Annotated in this window: 10 protein-coding genes; 1 reads left to right on the top strand and 9 read right to left on the bottom strand. The window is 32.6% G+C overall.

The window, feature by feature from the left end:
* Positions 1 to 59: 59 nt before the first annotated feature.
* From FOC48_RS09390 to FOC48_RS09375, 4 genes are all read right to left on the bottom strand, one after another.
* Entirely contained in the window at positions 60 to 3,740 is a 3,681-nt protein-coding gene (locus FOC48_RS09390) for a Cna B-type domain-containing protein (RefSeq protein ID WP_254263179.1), read from the bottom strand.
* A 589-nt stretch (positions 3,741 to 4,329) separates the two neighbouring features.
* Positions 4,330 to 4,824 (bottom strand): cation-transporting P-type ATPase, encoded by a 495-nt coding sequence (locus FOC48_RS09385; RefSeq protein WP_003147648.1) that lies wholly within the window; start codon positions 4,822 to 4,824, stop codon positions 4,330 to 4,332.
* Between the two features lie 302 nt (positions 4,825 to 5,126).
* Positions 5,127 to 5,603, bottom strand: a complete 477-nt coding sequence (locus FOC48_RS09380; RefSeq protein WP_003147647.1) for a threonine/serine exporter family protein — start codon at positions 5,601 to 5,603, stop codon at positions 5,127 to 5,129.
* On the bottom strand, positions 5,603 to 6,373 hold the full coding sequence (locus FOC48_RS09375) for a threonine/serine exporter family protein (RefSeq protein ID WP_003147646.1): 771 nt from the start codon (positions 6,371 to 6,373) through the stop codon (positions 5,603 to 5,605). Before FOC48_RS09375 ends, FOC48_RS09380 begins: the two co-directional genes overlap by 1 nt.
* A gap of 480 nt (positions 6,374 to 6,853) precedes the next feature.
* On the opposite strand from FOC48_RS09375, the gene FOC48_RS09370 reads away from it, so the two are divergent.
* Positions 6,854 to 8,359: a C69 family dipeptidase gene (locus tag FOC48_RS09370; RefSeq protein WP_003147645.1), complete on the top strand. Its 1,506-nt coding sequence runs from the start codon at positions 6,854 to 6,856 to the stop codon at positions 8,357 to 8,359.
* Positions 8,360 to 8,429: 70 nt separating this feature from the next.
* On the opposite strand, the gene FOC48_RS09365 is transcribed toward FOC48_RS09370, so the two are convergent.
* From FOC48_RS09365 to FOC48_RS09345, 5 genes are all read right to left on the bottom strand, one after another.
* The gene (locus FOC48_RS09365) at positions 8,430 to 8,984 is read right to left on the bottom strand and encodes a TlpA family protein disulfide reductase (RefSeq protein ID WP_003147644.1); all 555 of its coding nucleotides are present in this window, start codon (positions 8,982 to 8,984) and stop codon (positions 8,430 to 8,432) included.
* Positions 8,985 to 9,101: 117 nt separating this feature from the next.
* Positions 9,102 to 20,771: an isopeptide-forming domain-containing fimbrial protein gene (locus FOC48_RS09360; RefSeq protein ID WP_172497944.1), complete on the bottom strand. Its 11,670-nt coding sequence runs from the start codon at positions 20,769 to 20,771 to the stop codon at positions 9,102 to 9,104.
* Positions 20,772 to 20,786: 15 nt separating this feature from the next.
* Positions 20,787 to 23,285: a G5 domain-containing protein gene (locus FOC48_RS09355; protein WP_172497942.1), complete on the bottom strand. Its 2,499-nt coding sequence runs from the start codon at positions 23,283 to 23,285 to the stop codon at positions 20,787 to 20,789.
* Positions 23,286 to 25,562: 2,277 nt separating this feature from the next.
* The gene (rplQ, locus tag FOC48_RS09350; RefSeq protein ID WP_003144119.1) at positions 25,563 to 25,931 is read right to left on the bottom strand and encodes a 50S ribosomal protein L17; all 369 of its coding nucleotides are present in this window, start codon (positions 25,929 to 25,931) and stop codon (positions 25,563 to 25,565) included.
* A 21-nt stretch (positions 25,932 to 25,952) separates the two neighbouring features.
* A complete protein-coding gene (locus FOC48_RS09345) occupies positions 25,953 to 26,894 on the bottom strand; it encodes a DNA-directed RNA polymerase subunit alpha (protein ID WP_003147639.1) in 942 nt (313 codons plus the stop codon).
* Positions 26,895 to 26,923: the final 29 nt, after the last annotated feature.

Here is a 26,923-nt window from a genome sequence, read left to right as displayed (position 1 = left end):
ATACAAGACATATTTTTTATATGTCTCGTATTTTTTAATAAACTATCTATATCTATAACTTAGTTTGTTTTATTTTTTCTTCTAATTAACACATATCCTGCTAGTAACCCCAATACTCCTAAGCCTCCTACTTCTCTTGGCGCGCTTCCTGTATTAAGTAATTTTGGTTTTGGTGGAATGTATTTGTTTGTAAGGTCATATCCTTTTATAGATTTTTTATATCCTGGTACATCTACTTCATCTATGCTATATTTGATTAATTTTCCATTTTCATATTTTGGTAGATCGTTAAACTCGTAGTTCCAGTTGTCTTTTGTTACTTCTTTTTCTGTTACTTTTGTTGTTTGTCCATCTACTGTTTTGTTTAGGATTACTTTAATCTTGTCTGGGCGTTTTCCGTCTTGGTTATTTGCGTCATCCCATGTTTTTGTTCCTGCTACACTTACTTTTTCTGGTGTATGTGTGTTTTTCAGGTTATATCCTTCTACTGATTTTTCGTATCCTGGTACGGCTTCTTCATCTATACTGTATGTGATTTCTTTTCCGTTTTCATATTTTGGTAGATCGTTAAACTCGTAGTTCCAGTTATCTTTTGTTACTTCTTTTTCTGTTACTTTTGTTGTTTGTCCGTCTACTGTTTTATTTAGGATTACTTTAATCTTGTCTGGGCGTTTTCCGTCTTGGTTATTTGCGTCATCCCATGTTTTTGTTCCTGCTACACTTACTTTTTCTGGTGTATATTTATTTTTCAAATTATAACCATCTGTTGATTTTTCATATCCTGGTACAGCCTCTTCATCTATACTGTATGTGATTTCTTTTCCATTTTCATATTTTGGTAGATCGTTAAACTCATAGTTCCAGTTGTCTTTTGTTACTTCTTTTTCTGTTACTTTTGTTGTTTGTCCGTCTACTGTTTTATTTAGGATTACTTTAATCTTGTCTGGGCGTTTCCCATCTTGGTTATTTGCGTCATTCCATGTTTTTGTTCCTGCTACACTTACTTTTTCTGGTGTATAACTATTTTTAAGATTGTAGCCTGTAACTTCTTTTTCATATCCTGGTATGGCTTCTTCATCTATACTGTATGTGATTTCTTTTCCGTTTTCATATTTTGGTAGATCGTTAAACTCGTAGTTCCAGTTGTCTTTTGTTACTTCTTTTTCTGTTACTTTTGTTGTTTGTCCGTCTACTGTTTTGTTTAGGATTACTTTAATCTTGTCTGGGCGTTTTCCGTCTTGGTTATTTGCGTCATCCCATGTTTTTGTTCCTGCTACACTTACTTTTTCTGGTGTATGTGTGTTTTTCAGGTTATATCCTTCTACTGATTTTTCGTATCCTGGTACGGCTTCTTCATCTATACTATATGTGATTTCTTTTCCGTTTTCATATTTTGGTAGATCGTTAAACTCGTAGTTCCAGTTGTCTTTTGTTACTTCTTTTTCTGTTACTTTTGTTGTTTGTCCGTCTACTGTTTTGTTTAGGATTACTTTAATCTTGTCTGGGCGTTTTCCGTCTTGGTTGTTTGCGTCATCCCATGTTTTTGTTCCTGCTACACTTACTTTTTCTGGTGTATAACTATTTTTAAGATTGTAGCCTGTAACTTCTTTTTCGTATCCTGGTACGGCTTCTTCATCTATACTGTATGTGATTTCTTTTCCGTTTTCATATTTTGGTAGATCGTTAAACTCGTAGTTCCAGTTGTCTTTTGTTACTTCTTTTTCTGTTACTTTTGTTGTTTGTCCGTCTACTGTTTTGTTTAGGATTACTTTAATCTTGTCTGGGCGTTTTCCGTCTTGGTTGTTTGAGTCATCCCATGTTTTTGTTCCTGCTACACTTACTTTTTCTGGTGTATAACTATTTTTAAGATTGTAGCCTGTAACTTCTTTTTCGTATCCTGGTACGGCTTCTTCGTCTATACTGTATGTGATTTCTTTTCCATTTTCATATTTTGGTAGATCGTTAAACTCATAGTTCCAGTTGTCTTTTGTTACTTCTTTTTCTGTTACTTTTGTTGTTTGTCCGTCTACTGTTTTGTTTAGGATTACTTTAATCTTGTCTGGGCGTTTACCATCTTGGTTGTTTGAGTCATCCCATGTTTTTGTTCCTGCTACACTTACTTTTTCTGGTGTATGACTATTTTTAAGATTGTAGCCTGTAACTTCTTTTTCGTATCCTGGCACGTCCTCTTCATCTATACTGTATGTGATTAGTTTCCCGTTTTCATGTTTTGGTAGATTATTAAACTCATACTTCCAATTTCCATCAGCATCTGCTTTAACTTCTTTTTCAACTACTGTTGTCGTTGTTCCATCTACTGTCTTTTTTAGGATTACTTTAATCTTATCTGGACGTTTTCCATCTTGATTGTTCGCATCATCCCATGTTTTTTTGCCAGCAATATCTATATTTGTTATTTTAGCGTTTGTTGCTGTCCAAAATAACACTTCACCTTCAACTACATTTACTTCTTTTTCTGTAGGATCAAGTATATAGCCATCAGGTGCTTTCGTTTCTTTAATTTTATATTTCCCAGGTTCTAATTTCTCAGAAACAGCTTCTCCTTGTGCATCTGTTCTCAATGTAAAAGTAGATCCATCTTTCACTTTTGTAATTAAAAATTCTGCGTTAGGAAGTTTAATTTGCCTATCATTTTCATCAACTTTAAAAATTTTAATTTTTTGGATTAAATCCCCTTGTCCAGTACCACCAGCTTCTGCATTATTAAACCATGCTCTATATATTATATTTGTTTCAGTACTCTTGAAAATACCCTCATTTTTTAATTTAAGTTGTGGAATATATGTTGTATTATATGTTAGGCGATATTGTCTACCATTTATATCTCCAAATTTTTTACTATACTCAAAGGTAAACTGTGTATCATTTCCAGAAAATTTTATAAAGTCTTTAAGATCATTATATTTATAAACATTAACAACTCTTGATGTATACCCATATTGATCATATTCAAGTTCGTATAACACAAAAGAATCTCTAATATAATGAATTGTAGGTGGCAAGTTACCTTCATCTACGTAAAGTCTATCTGAGATAGTTAAATTTGAATAATTACCTTTTATATGATTAATACGTAAAACCCATTTGGCTTGATTATCATTTCCAGGAACTGTCGCTCCCCATTTAGCAAATGTTTCATTTTTTATAGTAGGTTTTGGTCCTATTTTGATATTTGTAGATTTTTTTACACTTCCTATTTGTATATCAATTATATTGTCTCCACCTTCATTTATTTTACTGTGAGCAAATCCTGCTTGTAAGTATAAGTTACCTTTCACGTTTTCTCTATTTTCTACGTATTTTGTAAATGTAACTTTTACTGTTCCCCCACCTTGTTCTCCATTAGAATTAACATGTGCATTAGCAATAACTGTTTTACCATCTGGTGCGTAAAGCTTAAAATCTACTGTCGGTCCGTCTGTTGGAAATTTAAACTGTTCTGGTAACTTAACAATAAAATAGTCCCCTTGTTTTAACTGATTTCCATACGAACTAGCATCCCAATCCATATCTAGTCTATATTCATTCCAATAATGATATCCTGGTGCAGGAGTTCCATCATGATTCTTAATTTCAAATCTAGTTATTTTTGTATTAACGCGATCCACTTCTGTTCCTTGCGCAGATGTTAAACTACTATTTTGAAAAAGAACCCCTAAGAACATGACAAAGGCTAAAAAAAGTTTAACCGTTTTTTGAATAATTTTACTTTTCTTCATTTAAATCCTACCTCCTAGTATTTTTATTATTCATTGTATATTTCTTAGCTACTTCCTTTACTTTATAAAATTTTGAATTAATCATCACACTAAGGTGGGATGCCTATGATGATTTCAAATTCAAATTTTTATTAGGTACTATTACTCCTTAATTTTAGGAAGCTCCATATTTAAAGTAATTTCCCTTATGCAAAATCGCATAACTATCACTTACTTTCCAATCTACACGTACGATTAAAATAAATCATACTTTTTAATTTCTTTAGTCAGCGCCTCATAGACTTTCCGGTTCAAAAGCTTAGCTTTATTATATCTACAACTTTTTTTTAATCTACAACTTTTTTTTACTCCTTAAGAAACAATTGTTTTAATTATTAATCCTAGGCCTGTCTCAAAATATTATATCATAACTAATTTTTCATGTCCAATTATTTCTTAAATAAGGATTTTAACCCCATAGCAGATAAAAAACATTATTAAACTGCATTAAATCGGCCTAAAATAAAAAAAATATTAACTCCTTACAAAAACAATTATATTATAAAAATAGCGATATCTATTTCTTGCTAAAAACACTACAGAGGCTAGATCATAAACAACCTAGCCGCTGTAGTGAGCTTGCTTCAATAATACGCGCATCCGCCACTATCATATCTCCAGCTTCAAACTCTATAATATCTCCAACTGTTAGTTGTTCAGAATTAATCTCTTGTTTAACTCCATTACGAATTACCTTAACTTTTGGAACTGATAGTTGTTTTAAGCTATCAACCGAACGTTGTGCATTAAGCGTCTGTGTTGTTCCAAGTATCGCATTAATAATTAGCACGATAATAATTACTATTGAAGATTCATGATCTCCTGTAAATCCAGAAATAACCGCCGCAACTATTAAAATTAACACAATCAAGTCTTTAAATTGGTTTAAAAATATTTGAAAAGCACTTGGACGAGGCGCTTCAGGAAGTTTGTTTAACCCATGCTTTTCTAGACGGCTTTTTGCCTCATTTTCACTTAACCCTGAATTACTAGTTTCTAATTCACTTAATATTTCTTCGCTATCTTTTTGATAAAAATATTTCATCGCTTTGCCCTCTCTTTATAATTTCTTTACAAAGTAACTTGATTGCCTTTCAGCCAATCTTAAAACAAAAAAGCGAGACCGATTGCATAGCAACCAAGTCTCGCTTTTTAAAGTAGCACCGGAAAATATTCTTTCGTAATGACGATACTACTACGTTTATTCGTAAGCTAATCCCTTGTGTTTATATAAATATAACATAGTCTTATATATTTTGGAAGAAAAAAAGAATGTATATCATCTCTTTAGTTAATAAAAATATCTCCACTCTTTTTATTTAAGTGAAGATACTTTTACATCAACTTTTATTTACTTTCTTGTCTTTTTTGCAATAACGGACTTAACACCACTCTAAATATTGAGTCAGCGATTATTATCCCTACTGCAAGTCCTACTGCTCCGTAAAAACTATTTAGGAAAATTTTTGCAGAGTTTCCGTATTCATCTAATAATAATGTTCTAAATGCATCGTAAATCGTAACCCCTGGTACTACTGGAACCAATCCAGGTACGAAGTATACTGTTAAAGGATTTTTAAATTTAATCGCACATATTTGGCTTATATTTGCTAGAAGTAGTGAACACACTAAGCTCGACATGAATACACTTTGTCCATGACTCCACATTTCCCAATATCCACACCAACCTATTGCACCAATAACTCCACCTGTAGCTAAAGTTTTTTTAGGAACATCACAAACAATTGCGAATGAAACTGATGATATAAAGCTAAAAACGAAGTGATATAGTAATAATAAAGCATGACTTAATACTGCCATCATTATAATGCACCTCCTAACAATCTAACAAGATAATAAACTGTTACAATTCCCGCACCTAGCGCAAAAGCTACACAGAATGTTTCTATAAAACGAATTGTTCCAGAAATAAATTGTTTGGCTATAATATCCCTCATGGAGTTCGTTATCGTAATACCAGGTACAAGTGGCACTACAGCACCTATCATAGCTAATCTTAAAGACTGACCATTCAACAATGCAAAACCTAAATAACCTGCTACGCCTCCTGCAAAGGTGCTTATATATTCTGAAATGAATGGAGCTTTTAAATACCCTATAACTTTTACATAGACATAAAATGCTACTGCTCCAGCTATACTTCCGGGAATTACATCCCAAAAACTTCCTTCAAAAATTAATACAATACTTCCACTAAGAATCCCTGAACAAAGAACTTTAAACCAATTTTTTATCGGACTCTTTTCTTCTTGTACTCTTTTTAGTGCATCATACATGTCTAGTAAGCTGATCTGTCCAGATGTATATGCTCTAGATAGTGTATTGACCGCTGTTGTCTTCGTTAAATTATACGTTCTATCATTAACCCTTCTGAAATCAGTACCTAGTCCTTCTATTCTAATAAAAATACCGGTTAAGGTAACGTGTGTATAATATTCATCCGTTCTAACTTCTCCTACACCTTTTCTTATAATTCTTTCTAGTGTATCCTCTGTTCTATAAACTTCAGCGCCATTTTCCATTAGGATTTTTCCTGCAAGTAAGGCTGTTTTCATTAATAATTTTTCATACATCACTTTTTCCTAAATATGATTAGTACGGTAGTCAAAATAAAAAAACTATATATAATTACACAGTTTTAATAAAAATCTTCTCTAAAATCATTTGTACTACTTTCTTCTAATCTCCCAACCTTTCTTTAATCGTTTCCATGGTTATTATATCATAAATATTGTAATAAAAATATACTTTTTATAATTTTATTTTTCTATTTTTTCATCTTCAATAATTTTTATATTTTATAATGTTTTTAATTTTTTATTATTCTTTTTCCTTTTAATAAAATCTTTATTTTCTTTAAAAAAATTATTTTTTTACGATATTTCTTCATATCGCTTGAATAAAATGTTTATAAGTACTACAATAAAATTAAAGAATATTTCATTTAAGGGGGAAATATTATGAAAATTATATTTTTAAAAACTCTACGAGAATAAACATTTTTACATAACATATATAAAATCAATTATTTACAAATTAGGAGGAGAATTATTATGGGATGTACAACTATTCTTGTAGGAAAAAATGCTAGTTACGACGGTTCAACTATGGTAGCTCGTACTGAGGACTCACCCTCAGGAGTGTTTAGATCGAAAAAATTCATAAACGTAAGTCCAGAGGAACAACCTCGTAAATATAAATCTGTTATTTCAAAAGTAGAAATCGAATTACCTAATAATCCGGTACGTTATACTGCAGTACCTAACGCTATTTTAGATAATGGTATTTGGGGACAATGTGGTGCTAATGAATATAATGTTTCTATGAGCGCTACTGAAACTATTACATCTAATGAACGTGTCCTTGGAGCTGATCCATTAGTAGAATATAAACCTGCTGTTGGTAATCCAGGAGACGCTGATTATGTACCTGAACAAGTAGGTGGAATCGGTGAAGAGGATATTTATACAATAGTAATGCCATATATTGCAACTGCACGTGAAGGTGTTGAATTTCTAGGTAAACTTTTAGAAAAATATGGTACTTATGAAATGAACGGAATTGCATTCCAAGATGAAAACGAAATTTGGTGGTTTGAAACTATAGGTGGACATCATTGGATGGCACGCCGTGTTCCTGATGATAGTTATGTTATTATGCCAAACCAACTTGGTATCGATAAATTTGATTTTGAAGATGCTTTTGGAGCTAGAAAAGAGTACATGTGCTCTTCTGATTTAAAAGAATTTGTTGATAAATATCACCTAGACTTATCAATCGATGGAAACTTTAATCCACGTCACGCTTTCGGTAGCCGTAGTGATGCCGATCATACATACAATACACCGCGTGCTTGGATTCTTCAACGTTATTTCAATCCAACAAGTAACACTTATGATGGTATAAATTCTGACTATCGACCAGACTCTGATAATTTACCTTGGGCTAGAGTACCAGAGAAAAAAATAACAGTTGAAGATATTAAATATGGATTATCTCACCACTACCAAGGAACTGAATACGATTCATACTCTAAAAACATTAATTCTGTTAAAAAAGGTACTTTACGTCCAATCGGTATAAATCGTACTAACTTCTTAGGATTGGTTCAAATAAGACCATATATGCCTGACGAACTTAAATCTATTCAATGGTTAGCTGTTGGTTCTTGTGTATTTAATGCTATTGTTCCATTCTACACTAACATTAATCGCACACCTGAATACCTATCTAACACAACTAACCAAGTAACAACAGAAAACTTCTACTGGACTAATCGCTTAATTGCAGCTCTTTGTGATGCTCATTTTGCAGATACTGCTTCACATGTTGAACGTTATCAATTAAAAGTCCAATCACAATCAAGAGAACTTCTTAATAAATATGATGAAGAGTTTATAGAAACTAAGGTATCAAGAGAAGCTGCTAAAAATTATCTAGAAAAAGCTAACGATAAAATTGCTAAAGAACTTAAAGTTCAAACAGATGATTTATTAGATAAAGCACTATTTACAGCAAGCTGTAATATGAAAAATAAATTCGCTAGATCTGATGCGTAATACAATATAAAAATAGAGTGTAGTTAATAACATACTACACTCTATTCTATTTCCAGCAATTAAAGAATCGCTATATTTCACCTTCTATATCTTTCTTTAATTTTTCATATGATGAAAATTCTTCTATATGTATATTCTTTACTATACCATCTTTTGATACTATCACTTTTGTAGGAATAGTGTTAATCTTTAATAAATCTATTGCGTTTTCCGTAGCGGAATAATAGTTAAAATTATACTCCTTGTCTTTTAAATACGAAAGTGCTTTATCTTGCGTCTCTCTCTCTCCATCCGCAATATTTATCAATATAAATTCTATCTTATCTTTATATTCATCATATAATTTTTTAATAATAGGTAACTGTTTTTGACAATCTGGACACCAACTTGCCCAATACATCATAAATACTGGTTTCCCTGAGGATATTGATTTTATTGAAATCTCCTTGTTTTCTTTACTATACACTGTAATATCTGGTAATTTCTTATTAACAAATTCTTGATAATTAATCGAGATATTATTTTTTTCTTTCTTTTGAGTATTATTTCCATCTACAAATAAAAATACAGCTATTGCCAATATAGATAAAAATATACTTGTTATTATTATAATATTCTTCCTCACCTTATAATTCCCCTTCTCTCATTTTAATCACTAATATAATTTATATGTAAAGAATATTTGCGTGTACTATGATTATATAATATGCACTTGATTATTTACAAATCAAGTGCATATTTATTATTTATCTTTTCTATTGTTAGAATATTTTCTTACGAATAGTAAAGCTATCAACCCTATTACTCCTAACCATCCTGTACTTGTACTTGTAGTAACTCCCGTTTTCGCCAATGCTTTCTCCACTTTTGTAGTTGGTACTTGTGGTGTTGGTTTCTTAGGTTTTGGTTGTGTTGGAATTTCTGGTGTTGGTGGGGTTGGTTTCTTAGGTTTCGGTTCTTTTGGAATCTCAGGAATTGGTGGAACCTCTCCTGGCGGTGGTGTCGGATCTTTAGGCTTCGGTAATACATATACCTTATTAGTAACTTTTGGCTTATGGTCAAAAATTATCTTAGCTTCATTAGGTACTTTTATCACATTTTCATCTTTGTATTTAGATAAATCTACATTATCTTTTATCTTAGCATAGATTGATAATGTAACTTCTCTACCTTCTAATAATTTTAAGATATCTTTATTTGTAACCTCAAATACTACAGTATTATCTTTAACTACTAAATCTCCGATTTTTTTCAACGCTTCTTTATCTATTGTATTCTTATCATTTCTTGTAGATAAAGCATTATTTAGTAATTCAATTGCTTTAAATTTATCTGATTCTTTATAATCCTTAATTTGTTTATTCAAATCATGGACAACTTTTTCCAATTCTTCTTTATTTATACTATTATTTCCAATAGTTTTTTGTTTTTCAGCTAATTCACTAGTTAATGTTTCTATATCTTTTTCAAGAAGAACTTTTTCTTTATTTAATTCAACAACTTTTTCTCTAATTTTCTCAGATTTTATCTTAGAATTTACTACTTCTAATTGTTGTTTTTTATCAGTTAATTTAATTTCTGAATCTCTCGCGTCTTTTCTTGCTGTTGATTCACCTTTAGCTTGTTGAAGTTTATTTTGAACTTTAGTTAATTCATCATTTAATTTAGCTAATTCTTTATTTACAGCTATAGTATCTACTTTTTCACCATCGATTCGAACCTCAGCTTTAAGAATATCTAGTACTTTTTCTAAATCGTCACTAATAGCAAATTGTTTGTAGTCTTGATTAATCCCTAAGCGCTCTTTAATGTCGTATCTAAATACTTCATTATTTACTTTTAATTCTCTAAGAGTTTCATTCTCTTCACCATTTTCTGAGTTAATTGATTTCTCACCTAGTTTTGGTGGTACTATTTTAATTGGTGGTGGTGTAACGAATACTGGTGGTGTTTTACCAGTAATTTTTGGATCATTATTTACAATATAGCGAGCTTCATTCGGTACAGCATATCCAGAATCTCTGTATTTTGATAAATCTGCATCCTTAGTAATTTTAGCTTTAAATTCTATTTCAATAGATTTTCCAGCATTTTGTTTAACAAAATCGCCTTTAAATTCTACATTTAATTCACCATCATTTTGAGTAATTTTCGTATTAACTTTCTTACCATTAACACTAACTTCAGGTTTACCACTAAATTCTAACACACTTTCTAATTTATCTAGTACATTAAACTGTTCCGCATTCTCCGGCATTGTTGTAGAAATTCTATATACAAATTCCTCATCAATTTTACTTAATACCTGTTGTTGCTTGTTATTAACAGTTTTTACAATATTAGGTTTCGTTGGATCAGACGGTGGTGGTGTTACTGGTACTACGTTTGAGTCTTTTGTTACACCTGGTTTGTTTGGAAGGTCTACTCTGTATTGTGCTTTGTTTGGTACTTGTGTTTGTCCTTCTTTAGTCACATATCCAGATAGGTTCGCTCCTGCTTTGATTTTGGCTTTGAAGCTTAGTTTTACTTCTTTGCCTCCATTAGCTTTTACTTCGTCTTCTGTTAGAGTTACTTTGATTGTTTGTCCATCTGTTGTAATTCTTTCAGCGACTAAGTCTTTTCCATCTAGTGTTGCTTTCGCTCCACCTTTATCTCCTGAGAATTCTAATACTCCTTCGATTGTATCGTGTACTTCGAATGCTGTTGCGTCTTCTGGTACTTTTGTAGTTATGTTGTATGTGAATTCTTCATCTCGATTTTGTAGTGTTTCACTTGCTTTTCCATTTACATCTTTCTTGATCTCTGGTTCGCTTGGTGTTGGTGGTGTTACTGGTACTACGTTTGAGTCTTTTGTTACACCTGGTTTGTTTGGAAGGTCTACTCTGTATTGTGCTTTGTTTGGTACTTGTGTTTGTCCTTCTTTAGTCACATATCCAGATAGGTTCGCTCCTGCTTTGATTTTGGCTTTGAAGCTTAGTTTCACTTCTTTTCCGCCGTTGGCTTTTACTTCGTCTTCTGTTAGAGTTACTTTGATTGTTTGTCCATCTACTGTAATTCTTTCAGCGGCTAAGTCTTTTCCATTTAGTGTTGCTTTCGCTCCACCTTTATCTCCTGAGAATTCTAATACTCCTTCTATTGTATCGTGTACTTCAAACGCTGTTGCGTCTTCTGGTACTTTTGTAGTTATGTTGTATGTGAATTCTTCATCTCGATTTTGTAATGTTTCACTTGCTTTTCCATTTACATCTTTCTTGATCTCTGGTTCGCTTGGTGTTGGTGGTGTTACTGGTACTACGTTTGAGTCTTTTGTTACACCTGGTTTGTTTGGAAGGTCTACTCTGTATTGTGCTTTGTTTGGTACTTGTGTTTGTCCTTCTTTAGTCACATATCCAGATAGGTTCGCTCCTGCTTTGATTTTGGCTTTGAAGCTTAGTTTCACTTCTTTTCCGCCGTTGGCTTTTACTTCGTCTTCTGTTAGAGTTACTTTGATTGTTTGTCCATCTGTTGTAATTCTTTCAGCGGCTAAGTCTTTTCCATCTAGTGTTGCTTTCGCTCCACCTTTATCTCCTGAGAATTCTAATACTCCTTCTATTGTATCGTGTACTTCAAACGCTGTTGCGTCTTCTGGTACTTTTGTAGTTATGTTGTATGTGAATTCTTCATCTCGATTTTGTAATGTTTCACTTGCTTTTCCATTTACATCTTTCTTGATCTCTGGTTCGCTTGGTGTTGGTGGTGTTACTGGTACTACGTTTGAGTCTTTTGTTACACCTGGTTTATTTGGAAGGTCTACTCTGTATTGTGCTTTGTTTGGTACTTGTGTCTGTCCTTCTTTAGTCACATATCCAGATAGGTTCGCTCCTGCTTTGATTTTGGCTTTGAAGCTTAGTTTTACTTCTTTGCCTCCATTCGCTTTTACTTCGTCTTCTGTTAGAGTTACTTTGATTGTTTGTCCATCTGTTGTAATTCTTTCAGCGGCTAAGTCTTTTCCATCTAGTGTTGCTTTCGCTCCACCTTTATCTCCTGAGAATTCTAATACTCCTTCGATTGTATCGTGTACTTCAAACGCTGTTGCGTCTTCTGGTACTTTTGTAGTTATGTTGTATGTGAATTCTTCATCTCGATTTTGTAATGTTTCACTTGCTTTTCCATTTACATCTTTCTTGATCTCTGGTTCGCTTGGTGTTGGTGGTGTTACTGGTACTACGTTTGAGTCTTTTGTTACACCTGGTTTGTTTGGAAGGTCTACTCTGTATTGTGCTTTGTTTGGTACTTGTGTTTGTCCTTCTTTAGTCACATATCCAGATAGGTTCGCTCCTGCTTTGATTTTGGCTTTGAAGCTTAGTTTTACTTCTTTGCCACCATTTGCTTTTACTTCGTCTTCTGTTAGAGTTACTTTGATTGTTTGTCCATCTGTTGTAATTCTTTCAGCGGCTAAGTCTTTTCCATTTAGTGTTGCTTTCGCTCCACCTTTATCTCCTGAGAATTCTAATACTCCTTCTATTGTATCGTGTACTTCAAACGCTGTTGCGTCTTCTGGTACTTTTGTAGTTATGTTGTATGTGAATTCTTCATCTCGATTTTGTAATGTTTCACTTGCTTTTCCATTTACATCTTTCTTGATCTCTGGTTCGCTTGGCGTTGGTGGTGTTACTGGTACTACGTTTGAGTCTTTTGTTACACCTGGTTTGTTTGGAAGGTCTACTCTGTATTGTGCTTTGTTTGGTACTTGTGTTTGTCCTTCTTTAGTCACATATCCAGATAGGTTCGCTCCTGCTTTGATTTTGGCTTTGAAGCTTAGTTTTACTTCTTTTCCGCCGTTGGCTTTTACTTCGTCTTCTGTTAGAGTTACTTTGATTGTTTGTCCATCTGTTGTAATTCTTTCAGCGACTAAGTCTTTTCCATCTAGTGTTGCTTTCGCTCCACCTTTATCTCCTGAGAATTCTAATACTCCTTCGATTGTATCGTGTACTTCGAATGCTGTTGCGTCTTCTGGTACTTTTGTAGTTATGTTGTATGTGAATTCTTCATCTCGATTTTGTAATGTTTCACTTGCTTTTCCATTTACATCTTTCTTGATCTCTGGTTCGCTTGGCGTTGGTGGTGTTACTGGTACTACGTTTGAGTCTTTTGTTACACCTGGTTTGTTTGGAAGGTCTACTCTGTATTGTGCTTTGTTTGGTACTTGTGTTTGTCCTTCTTTAGTCACATATCCAGATAGGTTCGCTCCTGCTTTGATTTTGGCTTTGAAGCTTAGTTTTACTTCTTTTCCGCCGTTGGCTTTTACTTCGTCTTCTGTTAGAGTTACTTTGATTGTTTGTCCATCTGTTGTAATTCTTTCAGCGGCTAAGTCTTTTCCATCTAGTGTTGCTTTCGCTCCACCTTTATCTCCTGAGAATTCTAATACTCCTTCGATTGTATCGTGTACTTCAAACGCTGTTGCGTCTTCTGGTACTTTTGTAGTTATGTTGTATGTGAATTCTTCATCTCGATTTTGTAATGTTTCACTTGCTTTTCCATTTACATCTTTCTTGATCTCTGGTTCGCTTGGTGTTGGTGGTGTTACTGGTACTACGTTTGAGTCTTTTGTTACACCTGGTTTGTTTGGAAGGTCTACTCTGTATTGTGCTTTGTTTGGTACTTGTGTTTGTCCTTCTTTAGTCACATATCCAGATAGGTTCGCTCCTGCTTTGATTTTGGCTTTGAAGCTTAGTTTTACTTCTTTACCTCCATTAGCTTTTACTTCGTCTTCTGTTAGAGTTACTTTGATTGTTTGTCCATCTGTTGTAATTCTTTCAGCGGCTAAGTCTTTTCCATTTAGTGTTGCTTTCGCTCCACCTTTATCTCCTGAGAATTCTAATACTCCTTCGATTGTATCGTGTACTTCAAACGCTGTTGCGTCTTCTGGTACTTTTGTAGTTATGTTGTATGTGAATTCTTCATCTCGATTTTGTAATGTTTCACTTGCTTTTCCATTTACATCTTTCTTGATCTCTGGTTCGCTTGGTGTTGGTGGTGTTACTGGTACTACGTTTGAGTCTTTTGTTACACCTGGTTTGTTTGGAAGGTCTACTCTGTATTGTGCTTTGTTTGGTACTTGTGTTTGTCCTTCTTTAGTCACATATCCAGATAGGTTCGCTCCTGCTTTGATTTTGGCTTTGAAGCTTAGTTTTACTTCTTTGCCACCATTTGCTTTTACTTCGTCTTCTGTTAGAGTTACTTTGATTGTTTGTCCATCTGTTGTAATTCTTTCAGCGGCTAAGTCTTTTCCATTTAGTGTTGCTTTCGCTCCACCTTTATCTCCTGAGAATTCTAATACTCCTTCTATTGTATCGTGTACTTCAAACGCTGTTGCGTCTTCTGGTACTTTTGTAGTTATGTTGTATGTGAATTCTTCATCTCGATTTTGTAATGTTTCACTTGCTTTTCCATTTACATCTTTCTTGATCTCTGGTTCGCTTGGCGTTGGTGGTGTTACTGGTACTACGTTTGAGTCTTTTGTTACACCTGGTTTGTTTGGAAGGTCTACTCTGTATTGTGCTTTGTTTGGTACTTGTGTTTGTCCTTCTTTAGTCACATATCCAGATAGGTTCGCTCCTGCTTTGATTTTGGCTTTGAAGCTTAGTTTTACTTCTTTTCCGCCGTTGGCTTTTACTTCGTCTTCTGTTAGAGTTACTTTGATTGTTTGTCCATCTGTTGTAATTCTTTCAGCGACTAAGTCTTTTCCATCTAGTGTTGCTTTCGCTCCACCTTTATCTCCTGAGAATTCTAATACTCCTTCGATTGTATCGTGTACTTCGAATGCTGTTGCGTCTTCTGGTACTTTTGTAGTTATGTTGTATGTGAATTCTTCATCTCGATTTTGTAGTGTTTCACTTGCTTTTCCATTTACATCTTTCTTGATCTCTGGTTCGCTTGGTGTTGGTGGTGTTACTGGTACTACGTTTGAGTCTTTTGTTACACCTGGTTTGTTTGGAAGGTCTACTCTGTATTGTGCTTTGTTTGGTACTTGTGTTTGTCCTTCTTTAGTCACATATCCAGATAGGTTCGCTCCTGCTTTGATTTTGGCTTTGAAGCTTAGTTTTACTTCTTTTCCGCCGTTGGCTTTTACTTCGTCTTCTGTTAGAGTTACTTTGATTGTTTGTCCATCTGTTGTAATTCTTTCAGCGGCTAAGTCTTTTCCATTTAGTGTTGCTTTCGCTCCACCTTTATCTCCTGAGAATTCTAATACTCCTTCTATTGTATCGTGTACTTCAAACGCTGTTGCGTCTTCTGGTACTTTTGTAGTTATGTTGTATGTGAATTCTTCATCTCGATTTTGTAATGTTTCACTTGCTTTTCCATTTACATCTTTCTTGATCTCTGGTTCGCTTGGTGTTGGTGGTGTTACTGGTACTACGTTTGAGTCTTTATGATATTTTGGATCATTGTTAATATCATATGAAGCTTTGTTTGGTACTTGTATTTTATCACTAGTTATATAGTTAGATAGGTTTGCTCCCTCTCTAATTTTGGCTTTGAATGTTACTTCAATTACTTTTCCGGCATCCCCTTTTACAGACTCCTCTGTAAATGAAACTTGCAGTTTTTGACCTTTTATATTAATAGTCGCTTTATTTCCAGCATCTTTACCATCAATTTTTACTACTGTATTACCTTTTTCTCCTACAAATTGTAATACTTCTTTTAATTCATCCGTAATTTCAAATATGTTAGCATTATTAGGCATTTGCGTAGTTATTGTATATGTAAACTCATCATTACGGTTTGGTAAGTCATAATGATTCGCTTCATTTACTTTTTTAGAAATTTCCGGTTTGCTTGGTGGTGGTGTTACTGTTACTGTATTTGAATCTTTATTGAATTTATTATCAATATGATATGTTGCCTTATTAGGAACTTTTTTCTCTGTATATTTAGAGATGTTAGCTCCTTGTTTTACTTTAGCAACAAATTCTACTACTACTGCTTTTCCACCTTTTGTTCGAACTTGCTCATCTGATAATTTAACCGTTAATGTTTGTCCTTTTATAGTAATATTACTATTATCTATAAAATCATTTTCTACTTTTGCTGAAACTGGAGTACCATTATTTCCGAATTCTAATTCATCTACTAATGTATCTGTGATAGAAAATTCAGTTGCATTCATTGGAACTGTTGTTTCAATTTTATAAGTGAATACTTCTTCTGGCTCAGTCAAATTAACATGTCCTTGGTTATTTACTTTTTTAGTAATACCTGGCTCATTTGGTTTTGGTGGTGTAACCGTTACTGGTTGTGATTCTTTATTAAATTTTGGTTCATCACTTAAATTAATTTTATATTTAGCTGTATTTGGAACTCTAACCACATCTTCTGTAGTGAATTCTGTTAATTCTTCTGCTTTCAAATTATCTTTAAGTCTTGCTTTAAATTTAACTACTACATTTTTACCAGCTTTGTTTTTCACTTGGTCATCTGATAATTTGACAGTAAGAGTTTTACCTTCAGTCTTAACATCAGTAATTGTTTCTCCGTCTACAGTTGCTTCTATATCTGCTGCACCTTTAAACTCTAACACATCTTTTATAGTGTCTGTTACTTCAAATGCTGTCGCATGTTTTGGAACTTGTGTTTCAATTTTATAAACAAATTCTTGTGTTAACGATGTTAAATCCTCATGAGTTTTATCATTTACTGTTTTTGTAATTGGTGGCTCACTTGGTGGCGGTGGCGTTACTGTTACTGGTGGTGTTTTTGGTGTTTCTTTTGGTTCACCATTAGCGTCTGTTTGATTAAAAATTACTGTTGCTTCATTAGGTATTTTTTTCTCTGTTACTCCATCTTTTATTTTTGCTGGAATTACTAATTCTACTTCTGCAACTCCTTTTAGATTTTCAAAATGACCTTCTTTTACTTTTGCCACTACTGTATTAGTCGCTTTATCATATGTTACATCGAAATGTTCTGCATTTTCGCCTTTTATTGATGCTTGTTTTCCTTCTTGTAATTCAAGTCTATCATCTAATTTATCTTTAATACCGTATTGTTTATATTCAGCTATATTACCTGGTAACTTAGATTTTATATTATAGTTATAGGCATTTTCACTTGCTGAGTTTATTACTAAATCATCTAATGTTTCATTAATTTTCTTAGTTGGTGCACTTGGTGGTGGTGTTACTGTTACAGGTGGCGTTTCTAATTTCTTAGGTTCACCTGTTGCATTTGTTGTATTATAAAATACTTTGGCTATATTAGGTATTTTTTCACGAGAAACTCCATCTTTTATTTTTGCTGGAATTTCTAACTCTATAATACTCTTACCTGTTAATTGATTGAAATGACCATCTTTTACTTTGGCAGTCACTGTTCTAGTTGTACTGTCATAACTTACGTCAAAATGTTCTGCAACTTCACCTTTAATAGTTGGATTCTTACCTTCTTGTAATTCTAAATCTTGATCTAAAACATCTTCAATTTTGTATATATTATAGGCATCTATATTACCTGGTAATGTAGTTTTAATATTATAATTATAAGCATTATCTTTTTTATCCCATGATGGAATATTTAAATGATCTAACGTGTTATTGATTTTTTTCGTAACAGTTGGTTCATTTGGTGTTACATAAACTGTTTTAGATTCTGTTGGTTGATTATTTAATTTTACAGTAGCCTTATTAGGTACATTAATAACTCCATTATCATCTTTAAATCTATCTATATTTGCACCATCTTTAATTTTCGCTTTAATTTCAATATGAATTTGAGCTGGGCCATTGTTTCCTTTATTCGCATTTTGAATAGCTCTGTTTAACTTAGGTGTGATATCATTTTTAACCAATGATAATTTTACTAAGTTATTTTCTACAGTAATATGATCTTTTAAATCTGTAATTTCTTTATTGTTAACCATTACCTTAATGTCAGCTTTATTTACTTCTAATTCAGGTTCAAGTTGGTCTTCAATAGAATAGCTATCCATTAGTCCTGGCCATGAAGATTTAATATCATAGATAAACTTATCATAACGTTGTGGTAAGTAATAATGTTCTCTTCCTTGATCCACTGTTTCGCTTTCGCCACGTACTTTTTTATCTATATCTGTTTTTACCGGTGGTACAACAAACACGTTATTTGAACGTCTTACTTGTGCTGTGTCATCACTTGGATTATTCGTTTCTCCATTCCATTTTATAGAGGCTTGGTTTCTTAATCCATGTCCATCGTTTTCCTGAAGAATTTTAATATAGTCTTTTTGACTCTTTTCATACGGATATTCATCTTTTATTTTAACTTTCACATGTAATGTGTATTTTTTAAACTTATGTCCTCCATAGTTTCCTTCATCTACACTGTCTGTTTTTGTTCCCGGTTTTTGAGGAATATCAGCTACTACAACTGTTCGTTCTTTCTTAGTGACAGAATCAGTTTCATTAACTTTCCTAATTGTAAAGTCAGTTAATCTTTGAGTTGATCCCGTTTCGGTTACATACGCATCAATTACATCAAGTCGATAATCTATTGGATCTATAAGCATAGCATTTTTTTCAAAGTTAAGTGGAATATGATTCATTCTGTAATCAACTGTATAATCAAATTCTTCTCGAACATCATCTAGTACTGCTCCATAAGATTTTTTTCCTTCTAAAACAGGATCATCGATATCTGCTTTGTCATTAGTAGTATTTTTATCTTTAATTGCTTTTTTAACGTTTGGATAACAATATTTCAATGAATTAACTTTTACTGTTCGTTCTTCTTTTGAACCGATTAAATCTGTTTGGTATTTCCCTACATGGAAACGTCCTACTAACTCACCAACTTTTTTATCTTCTGTTGTAGGAGTATAATCATCAGCTGGCGGTACTTCCTCATCTTCACTCAGGTTAGGTTGTTCTACAGTATTTACTAACTCATAATCAAATTTATTTTCTCCTGGATTAAAAGCTGCATCAGGTACTGAAATAGTGACATTATTACCATCTTGTTTTATAGTTCCACGAATTTCATGTTCTTTATCAATAGTTTCCTTGTCGACTACTTTCTTATGGTTTATACTCACTGATTTTACTCTATAACCTTCTGTGACTGTAAAATCACCTTGTACATTTTCCTTAATCAACGCATTACCTACAGAAGCTAATACTTTATTAGAAAATGCTTGAATATCATTTTGTTCATTAACATAGAATGTTGCATTTTTCCCGTTAATTACTTTATCAGGAGAAGCTAAACTTCTAAGTGCTGTTGAGAATATTTCACGAACAGATCTATTATCACCAAAATTTATTCCAGTGTCTCTAAAACCATTATCATAAATATTATAATATTGTCCATATGTAGTTAATTTATTTAAATCTTCCCAGAAACCTACTACAACAGAACCTTTTTCTCCTACAGCTTGTTTAAGTTTAGCACCTACTTTAGTAAGTTCATCAGCTCTTGCTAGGATATTTGAAGATCCTTCCATTTGTTGATATGATAGTGGATCAATACCATATTTTTCTAATAATTTATCATTTCTCTTACCTGAATATTCAATAACAACTTTACCATCTTTACGAACACCATTGGCTACTCCGTCTGTAATAAGAAGGAATACTGTTTTTCTATCATTATTCATATTCCCTTTTACGCTATTATACTTATTTATTATATCCTCAATAGCTGGAACAGTTGGAGTTCCTCCACGTGTTGTAATAGAATTAATAAAGTTATGGATAGCAGTTTTATCATTTGTTAAATTACTAGATTCTAGAGTATACTTACTTCCATCCCATGTACCTTCTTGATAATCCCCAGTAAAATTAGTATCAGCTTCATATTTAGTTACCCAGTTGTTTATAGAGCTATTCCACCAGTAAATATCATTACCTGAATAAGAATACCAAGTTCTTTTTTCCGGATCATAATTTCTTCCACTAGCATCTACATATGAACTAGCTGATGGTTGCTGTTGTTTATCATAAAGTCTATATCCGTCTAAATCTTTGAAACTCGCTACCATTACACGGTCAGTAGTATCTGGGTCACCTGTAAATACTAAACGAGGATTATCAGGATCATAATTAATTGCATCTACTGGAGTTGTTAATTGCGAAAGAGCAGCTTTAACATTTCCAATTGTATTTTCAAACGATCCACTAGCATCTTGTAGAATAACAAGATCTATCGGCTTTCTTGGGACCGCCCAATGGGTTTTATCTTTTTTCTTAACTACAATATCACACCCTTTTTGTGCTACTGTAATATTATCACCTAAAGATTGAATATTATGTATTAAATCGTCATTTACAGCTCGTGCTATATGTTGTGTTGTCTTTAGCCACGGGGAAAACAACGTAAATATTACAGATAGTGCTAAGAATACTTTAAACAGTTTTCTTAAATCTTTTCTTTTAAAAATATACCTTTCCTTTGACATGTCTACTCCTCTATTCTATCTTTTTTTTCGTTTGAATATTGTAAGTACACCTGCTATTATTAATGTAAATACACCTGCAATGAATGTATTAATTTGTGAAATACCTGTTAACGGTAATTTACCTTTATTACTTTCAATTTTTGCATCTTTATTGATATCTTTAACTGATGTACCTTTAATACTTTCAGTTTTTTGATCTTTATTGATATCTTTAACTTTTGAATTTTCTTCATTACGAGTTGTATTTGTTTTTGGATCTAACGTTCCAATTTCTAAAATTTGATTTTTAGCCTCTTTTTCGATCTCAGTAGATACAACTGTTCTTTTTTCTTTCCCCGCAATCATTTCTACTTTAGAAAATACTTTTCGTGTTCCATTTTCTCCAGAAGCAATTTCTCTTTGTACACCTTTTTCTAACTTATTATTGTATCTTTTTTCTACAGAAAATGGGATTTCTTCTGTAGAAATTTCTAATCTTGGTTTCTCTTCTACAAGATTTTGTACCCCTTCTTCAGGTGTTACACTGAATTTCTCCCTTGGTACTGGTTTAAAATCAGGTGTTGGAGTCGGTGTTACTACTGTTCCGCCTGGAGCAATAGTTTTTTCTTTTGTTCCTACTAGGACTACTTTGTTTACTGGTTGTTTCGTTACTTCTTCTTTTACTTTCGTTCTAGTATTCGCTACTTCTTTATTATCTTTGAATTTAGCTTTATAAGTGATGGTTTTTACTCCCTCTACTCCTGCTGTTTTTTCTTTCTCTACACCTTTGTCTAAAGTTGCATCGTCTTGTTTAACAGTTTCGAATGGAATTGGTTGTGTTTCTGTGAATTCTTTTTCTACTTCTGTCACCACTGGTTTTGTTCCTACTAGGACTACTTTGTTTACTGGTTGTTTCGTTACTTCTTCTTTTACTTTCGTTCTAGTATTCGCTACTTCTTTATTTTCTTTGAATTTAGCTTTGTAAGTGATGGTTTTTACTCCTTCTACTCCTGCTGTTTTTTCTTTCTCTACACCTTTGTCTAAAGTTGCATCGTCTTGTTTAACAGTTTCAAATGGAATTGGTTGTGTTTCTGTGAATTCTTTTTCTACTTCTGTCACCACTGGTTTTGTTCCTACTAGGACTACTTTGTTTACTGGTTGTTTCGTTACTTCTTCTTTTACTTTCGTTCTAGTATTCGCTACTTCTTTATTTTCTTTGAATTTAGCTTTGTAAGTGATGGTTTTTACTCCTTCTACTCCTGCTGTTTTTTCTTTCTCTACACCTTTGTCTAAAGTTGCATCGTCTTGTTTAACAGTTTCGAATGGAATTGGTTGTGTTTCTGTGAATTCTTTTTCTACTTCTGTCACCAATGGTTTTGTTCCTACTAGGACTACTTTGTTTACTGGTTGTTTCGTTACTTCTTCTTTTACTTTCGTTCTAGTATTCGCTACTTCTTTATTTTCTTTGAATTTAGCTTTATAAGTAATGGTTTTTACTCCCTCTACTCCTGCTGTTTTTTCTTTCTCTACACCTTTGTCTAAAGTTGCATCGTCTTGTTTAACAGTTTCGAATGGAATTGGTTGTGTTTCTGTGAATTCTTTTTCTACTTCTGTCACCACTGGTTTTGTTCCTACTAGGACTACTTTGTTTACTGGTTGTTTCGTTACTTCTTCTTTTACTTTCGTTCTAGTATTCGCTACTTCTTTATTTTCTTTGAATTTAGCTTTATAAGTGATGGTTTTTACTCCCTCTACTCCTGCTGTTTTTTCTTTCTCTACACCTTTGTCTAAAGTTGCATCGTCTTGTTTAACAGTTTCGAATGGAATTGGTTGTGTTTCTGTGAATTCTTTTTCTACTTCTGTCACCACTGGTTTTGTTCCTACTAGGACTACTTTGTTTACTGGTTGTTTCGTTACTTCTTCTTTTACTTTCGTTCTAGTATTCGCTACTTCTTTATTTTCTTTGAATTTAGCTTTGTAAGTGATGGTTTTTACTCCCTCTACTCCTGCTGTTTTTTCTTTCTCTACACCTTTGTCTAAAGTTGCATCGTCTTGTTTAACAGTTTCGAATGGAATTGGTCGTGTTTCTGTGAATTCTTTTTCTACTTCTGTCACTGCCGGTGGGGTAGGTTTATTTTCTTCTCCTCCTACTAGTGGAACTTTTTCAGATGATCTTCCAGCAAATTCTAAAACTTTATTATAACGATTAATTAATATATTCTTTTGAACCTTATATTCATCTTTAATAGAAGTCACTAAATTTCTAAGAGTCTCAGCTTCTTCTTCAAAGAATGGATCAAAACTCTCATGATCATTATCATTAATATATCCGTCAGCTTCATCAAGTAATTTTTTAAGCTGTTTTTGATATCCTAGCTGTTCAGCATCTGGAATTTCCTCGTCAGCAGGTGGTTCATCTTCGGCTGCTACTACTATCGAGTTAGTTGTTAAATTAGGAACATTTAATGAAACAAAAACTCCATTGAATAATAATATGGAACCTGCAAACACTGAAATATATTTCTTTTTATTCATGTTACTTCTCCTTTAATTTATATTTTTTTTTATTTTTTTGTATTTTATATAGAAACGACCAAGTTCATTATAATATACAATAATAACCCTTTCAATAAAACAACCCCGCGTTTTTTTAATACTCTTATAATATTTTTATATAATAGATATATTATATTTATAAAATAAGTCTATCTATAAATACTTATTATTCCTATATACATAGGTGAAATTTAGTTTATGTAAACTCTTAAACATAAAAATTTATTTTTTATTTATTCAATCAATAAAACATATTTTTCATTTTATAAATCAATTTTTAAGTGATATCAATTATCGCTTATTTAGAGGAAAGATTAGGAAAATAGCCTCCTTTAAAATTATTAATTAAGTTAATTTTTTTAAAATAGCGATTCTATATATTTTAAATTTAAGTTGCATACGTTCACAAAACTCTTAATTAGAGACTTCAATCAGAGTATTCTTTACAATTATAAAGATAATTATTGATATATATATAATTATTCAATTAGTAAATAAAAATTCTAGTAAATATAAGATTTTATTTATAAACAGTATTAAAAAAAAGATAAAGAGTTATACAAAACTTTAAATCTAAATTAATCAAGATTTTCAGTTATATAAGAGTTATTTTTTTAGAGTTCTAATAATAGTAATTCTGATGGATTCAAGCCTTAAATTTACGCTAATCATCTTTAACTTATATATTAAAGGCTATTAAAAAACATTCAAGAAATATAAAAGACAGAGTAAAATACAATGTATAATAATGTTCTAACTAATAATTTTTCAGAAATAATCAACAGCATAAATAAAGATATCAAATATACTTCTTATGATTATAGTACCCTCTATAGTAGATACTCCCTATATTCATCATTTAAATATCATTTTACGATAATCAAATTCTAAATATTATCAAGTTGTTACTGTTACCTTCAAAAAAAGAGAAATAAAATAAAAAAAGCTATTCTACTATTAAAATAGCATAGCTTTCTCCTTATTTTCATAATAAAGCGAATTTAACAGAGAAACAGATACTTCGACTAATTTATTTATAATATCATTGCAACTAGAAATATTAACAACTCTCGCAATAGACGTATTTCAATCAGTTTTAACTATCCCTTTGCTCGGTACGTCCTTGCGTATTTTGCACGTAACGATTTCTACGAATCGAAAATTCTAGAAATCTCAACACTACCTCGCAGTCTTGACTATGAGTTAATCGTTAAATTTCACAAATCCAAAGGATGCAGAGAAATTTTATCGAGTAACTTATGCAACAATAACTCTAATCATCAGAAGCAACGCGACTAAGATGGTTAGTAATTATCACTGCTACTTTTATTCGTCACTTCGTTCCTCTAAAAGTAAGTCTTCGTTGCGTACTTTGTACCTAACGTATGCTAATTCATAATTTTCAAATTCTACTTTGTCACTTCGCAGTTGGAACTAAAAATTTCTCTCGTCTCTTCGTTCCTTAGAAATTTAGCTCCTTTTGCGTATTTTGCACGTAATGATTTCTACGAATCGAAGATTCTAAAAATCTCAACGTTATTTCGCAGTAGACGTAATCTAATCATCTGCGACTAACGTCTTGCTTCTTGGTACGTCCTTGCGTACGTTGTACCTAACGTTAAATAATACTTCTACAAAGTTTCTTATAATTTCATTGTCACTTCGCAGTTGGAACTAAAAATTTCTTTCATCTCTTTGTTCCTCAGAAATTTAGTTCCTTTTGCGTATTTTGCACGTAATGATTTTTACGAATCAAAGATTCTAAAAATCTTAACACTGCCTCGCAGTCTTGACTATGAGTTAATCGTTAAATTTCACAAATCCAAAGGATGCAGAGAAATTTTATCGAGTAACTTATGCAACAATAACTCTAATCATCAGAAGCAACGCGACTAAGATGGTTAGTAGTTATCACTGCTACTTTTATTCGTCACTTCGTTCCTCTAAAAGTAAGTCTTCGTTGCGTACTTTGTACGTAAGGATTTCGTCGTACCCTTTGGCACTAGAAATCCAAACGTACAAAGCAAAAAAAGACTACCTTGCCTGGTAATCTTTTAAAGTATAATTAGATTTAATTTTTAAAGGGACAAAAGGGTATCCTAGCGAGAAGCTAGGATACGTTAGAGCTAGACGACGTAGCCTTTTCCTACGCATTTCAAGCACTCTTTTGCCAAAAAAATTAGTTTAAATTCTTGTTGTATGTGTTGTTTAGTTGTGTGTGTATGTAGTATGTTATTGTTGTATGAAAAATTTTTATTAAACTAATTCTATAATAGCTGTTTCTGCACCATCACCTTTACGTGGTCCAACACGTAGAATACGAGTGTATCCACCGTTACGGTCTGCATATTTAGGTGCTACTTCTTCAAATAATTTTTTAAGAGCTAATTGACTCTTACCTTCTTCAGTTGCTACTGCAACAGGTTGGATGAATTTAGCTGCATTACGTCTTGCTGCTAGATCACCTTTTTTACCTAATGTAATCATTTTTTCTGCTAATGAACGAACTTCTTTCGCTCTTGTAACAGTTGTTTCAATTCTACCGTGTACTAGTAGAGCAGTTACTAAGTTTCTTAACATCGCTTTACGGTGAGCTGATGTACGTCCTAATTTTCTGTAACCCATTAGTGTGCCTCCTTGTTAGTTTTATTCTTCTTTGAATCCTAGTTCTAACTCTTGAAGTTTAATTTTAACTTCTTCTAGAGATTTACGACCTAAGTTTCTTACTTTAATCATTTCTTGTTCTGTTTTGCTAGCTAATTCTTGTACTGTGTTAATTCCTGCACGTTTTAAGCAGTTGTAACTACGTACTGATAAGTCTAATTCTTCAATTGTCATTTCTAACATTTGAACTTTATTATCTTCTTCTTTAGCTACCAATATTTCAGCAGCTTTTGCTTCTTCAGACATTTCCATAAATAATTCTAAGTGTGAAATTAGAATTTTTGATGCTAATGCTAAAGCGTCGTTAGCTGTAATTGAACCATTAGTAGTAACATCTAAGATTAGTTTATCAAAGTCAGTGCTTTGACCTACTCTAGTTTTTTCTACTGTATAGTTAACTTTTGATACTGGTGTGTAAATTGAATCGATTGGAATAACTCCGATTGGTAAGTCACGTTTTTTGTTTCCATCAGCTGGTACAAATCCACGTCCTTTTCCAACGTAAATAATCATTTCAAATTGTCCACCTTCTGATACTGTTGCAATGTGTTGATCAGTATTTACTACTTCGATATCAGAATCGATAGCGATGTCTGCTGCAGTAACAACCGCAGGACCTTTAACACTGATTGAAACTTGTTTTTCTTCTTCAGAATGAACTACAAAAGCAATGTTTTTAACGTTCATAATGATTTCAGTAACATCTTCTACAACACCTTTAATTGCTTGGAATTCATGTTGAACTCCTTCAATATCGATGCTTCTTGCTGCTGCTCCTGGTAATGATGAGATTAACATTCTTCTCAATGAATTACCTAATGTAGTTCCATATCCACGTTCAAGTGGTTCAACTACAAAGCGACCAAATCTCTTATCTGATGATTCTTCAATGATTTGAATTTTTGGTTTTTCTATTGCTAACATTATGTTAAACCTCCTAAATTTTGTCTATG

It is taken from the genome of Gemella haemolysans (assembly GCF_012273215.1).
GTDB classification, from domain to species: domain Bacteria; phylum Bacillota; class Bacilli; order Staphylococcales; family Gemellaceae; genus Gemella; species Gemella haemolysans_A.
This window is presented reverse-complemented; position numbering and strand designations above follow the sequence as displayed.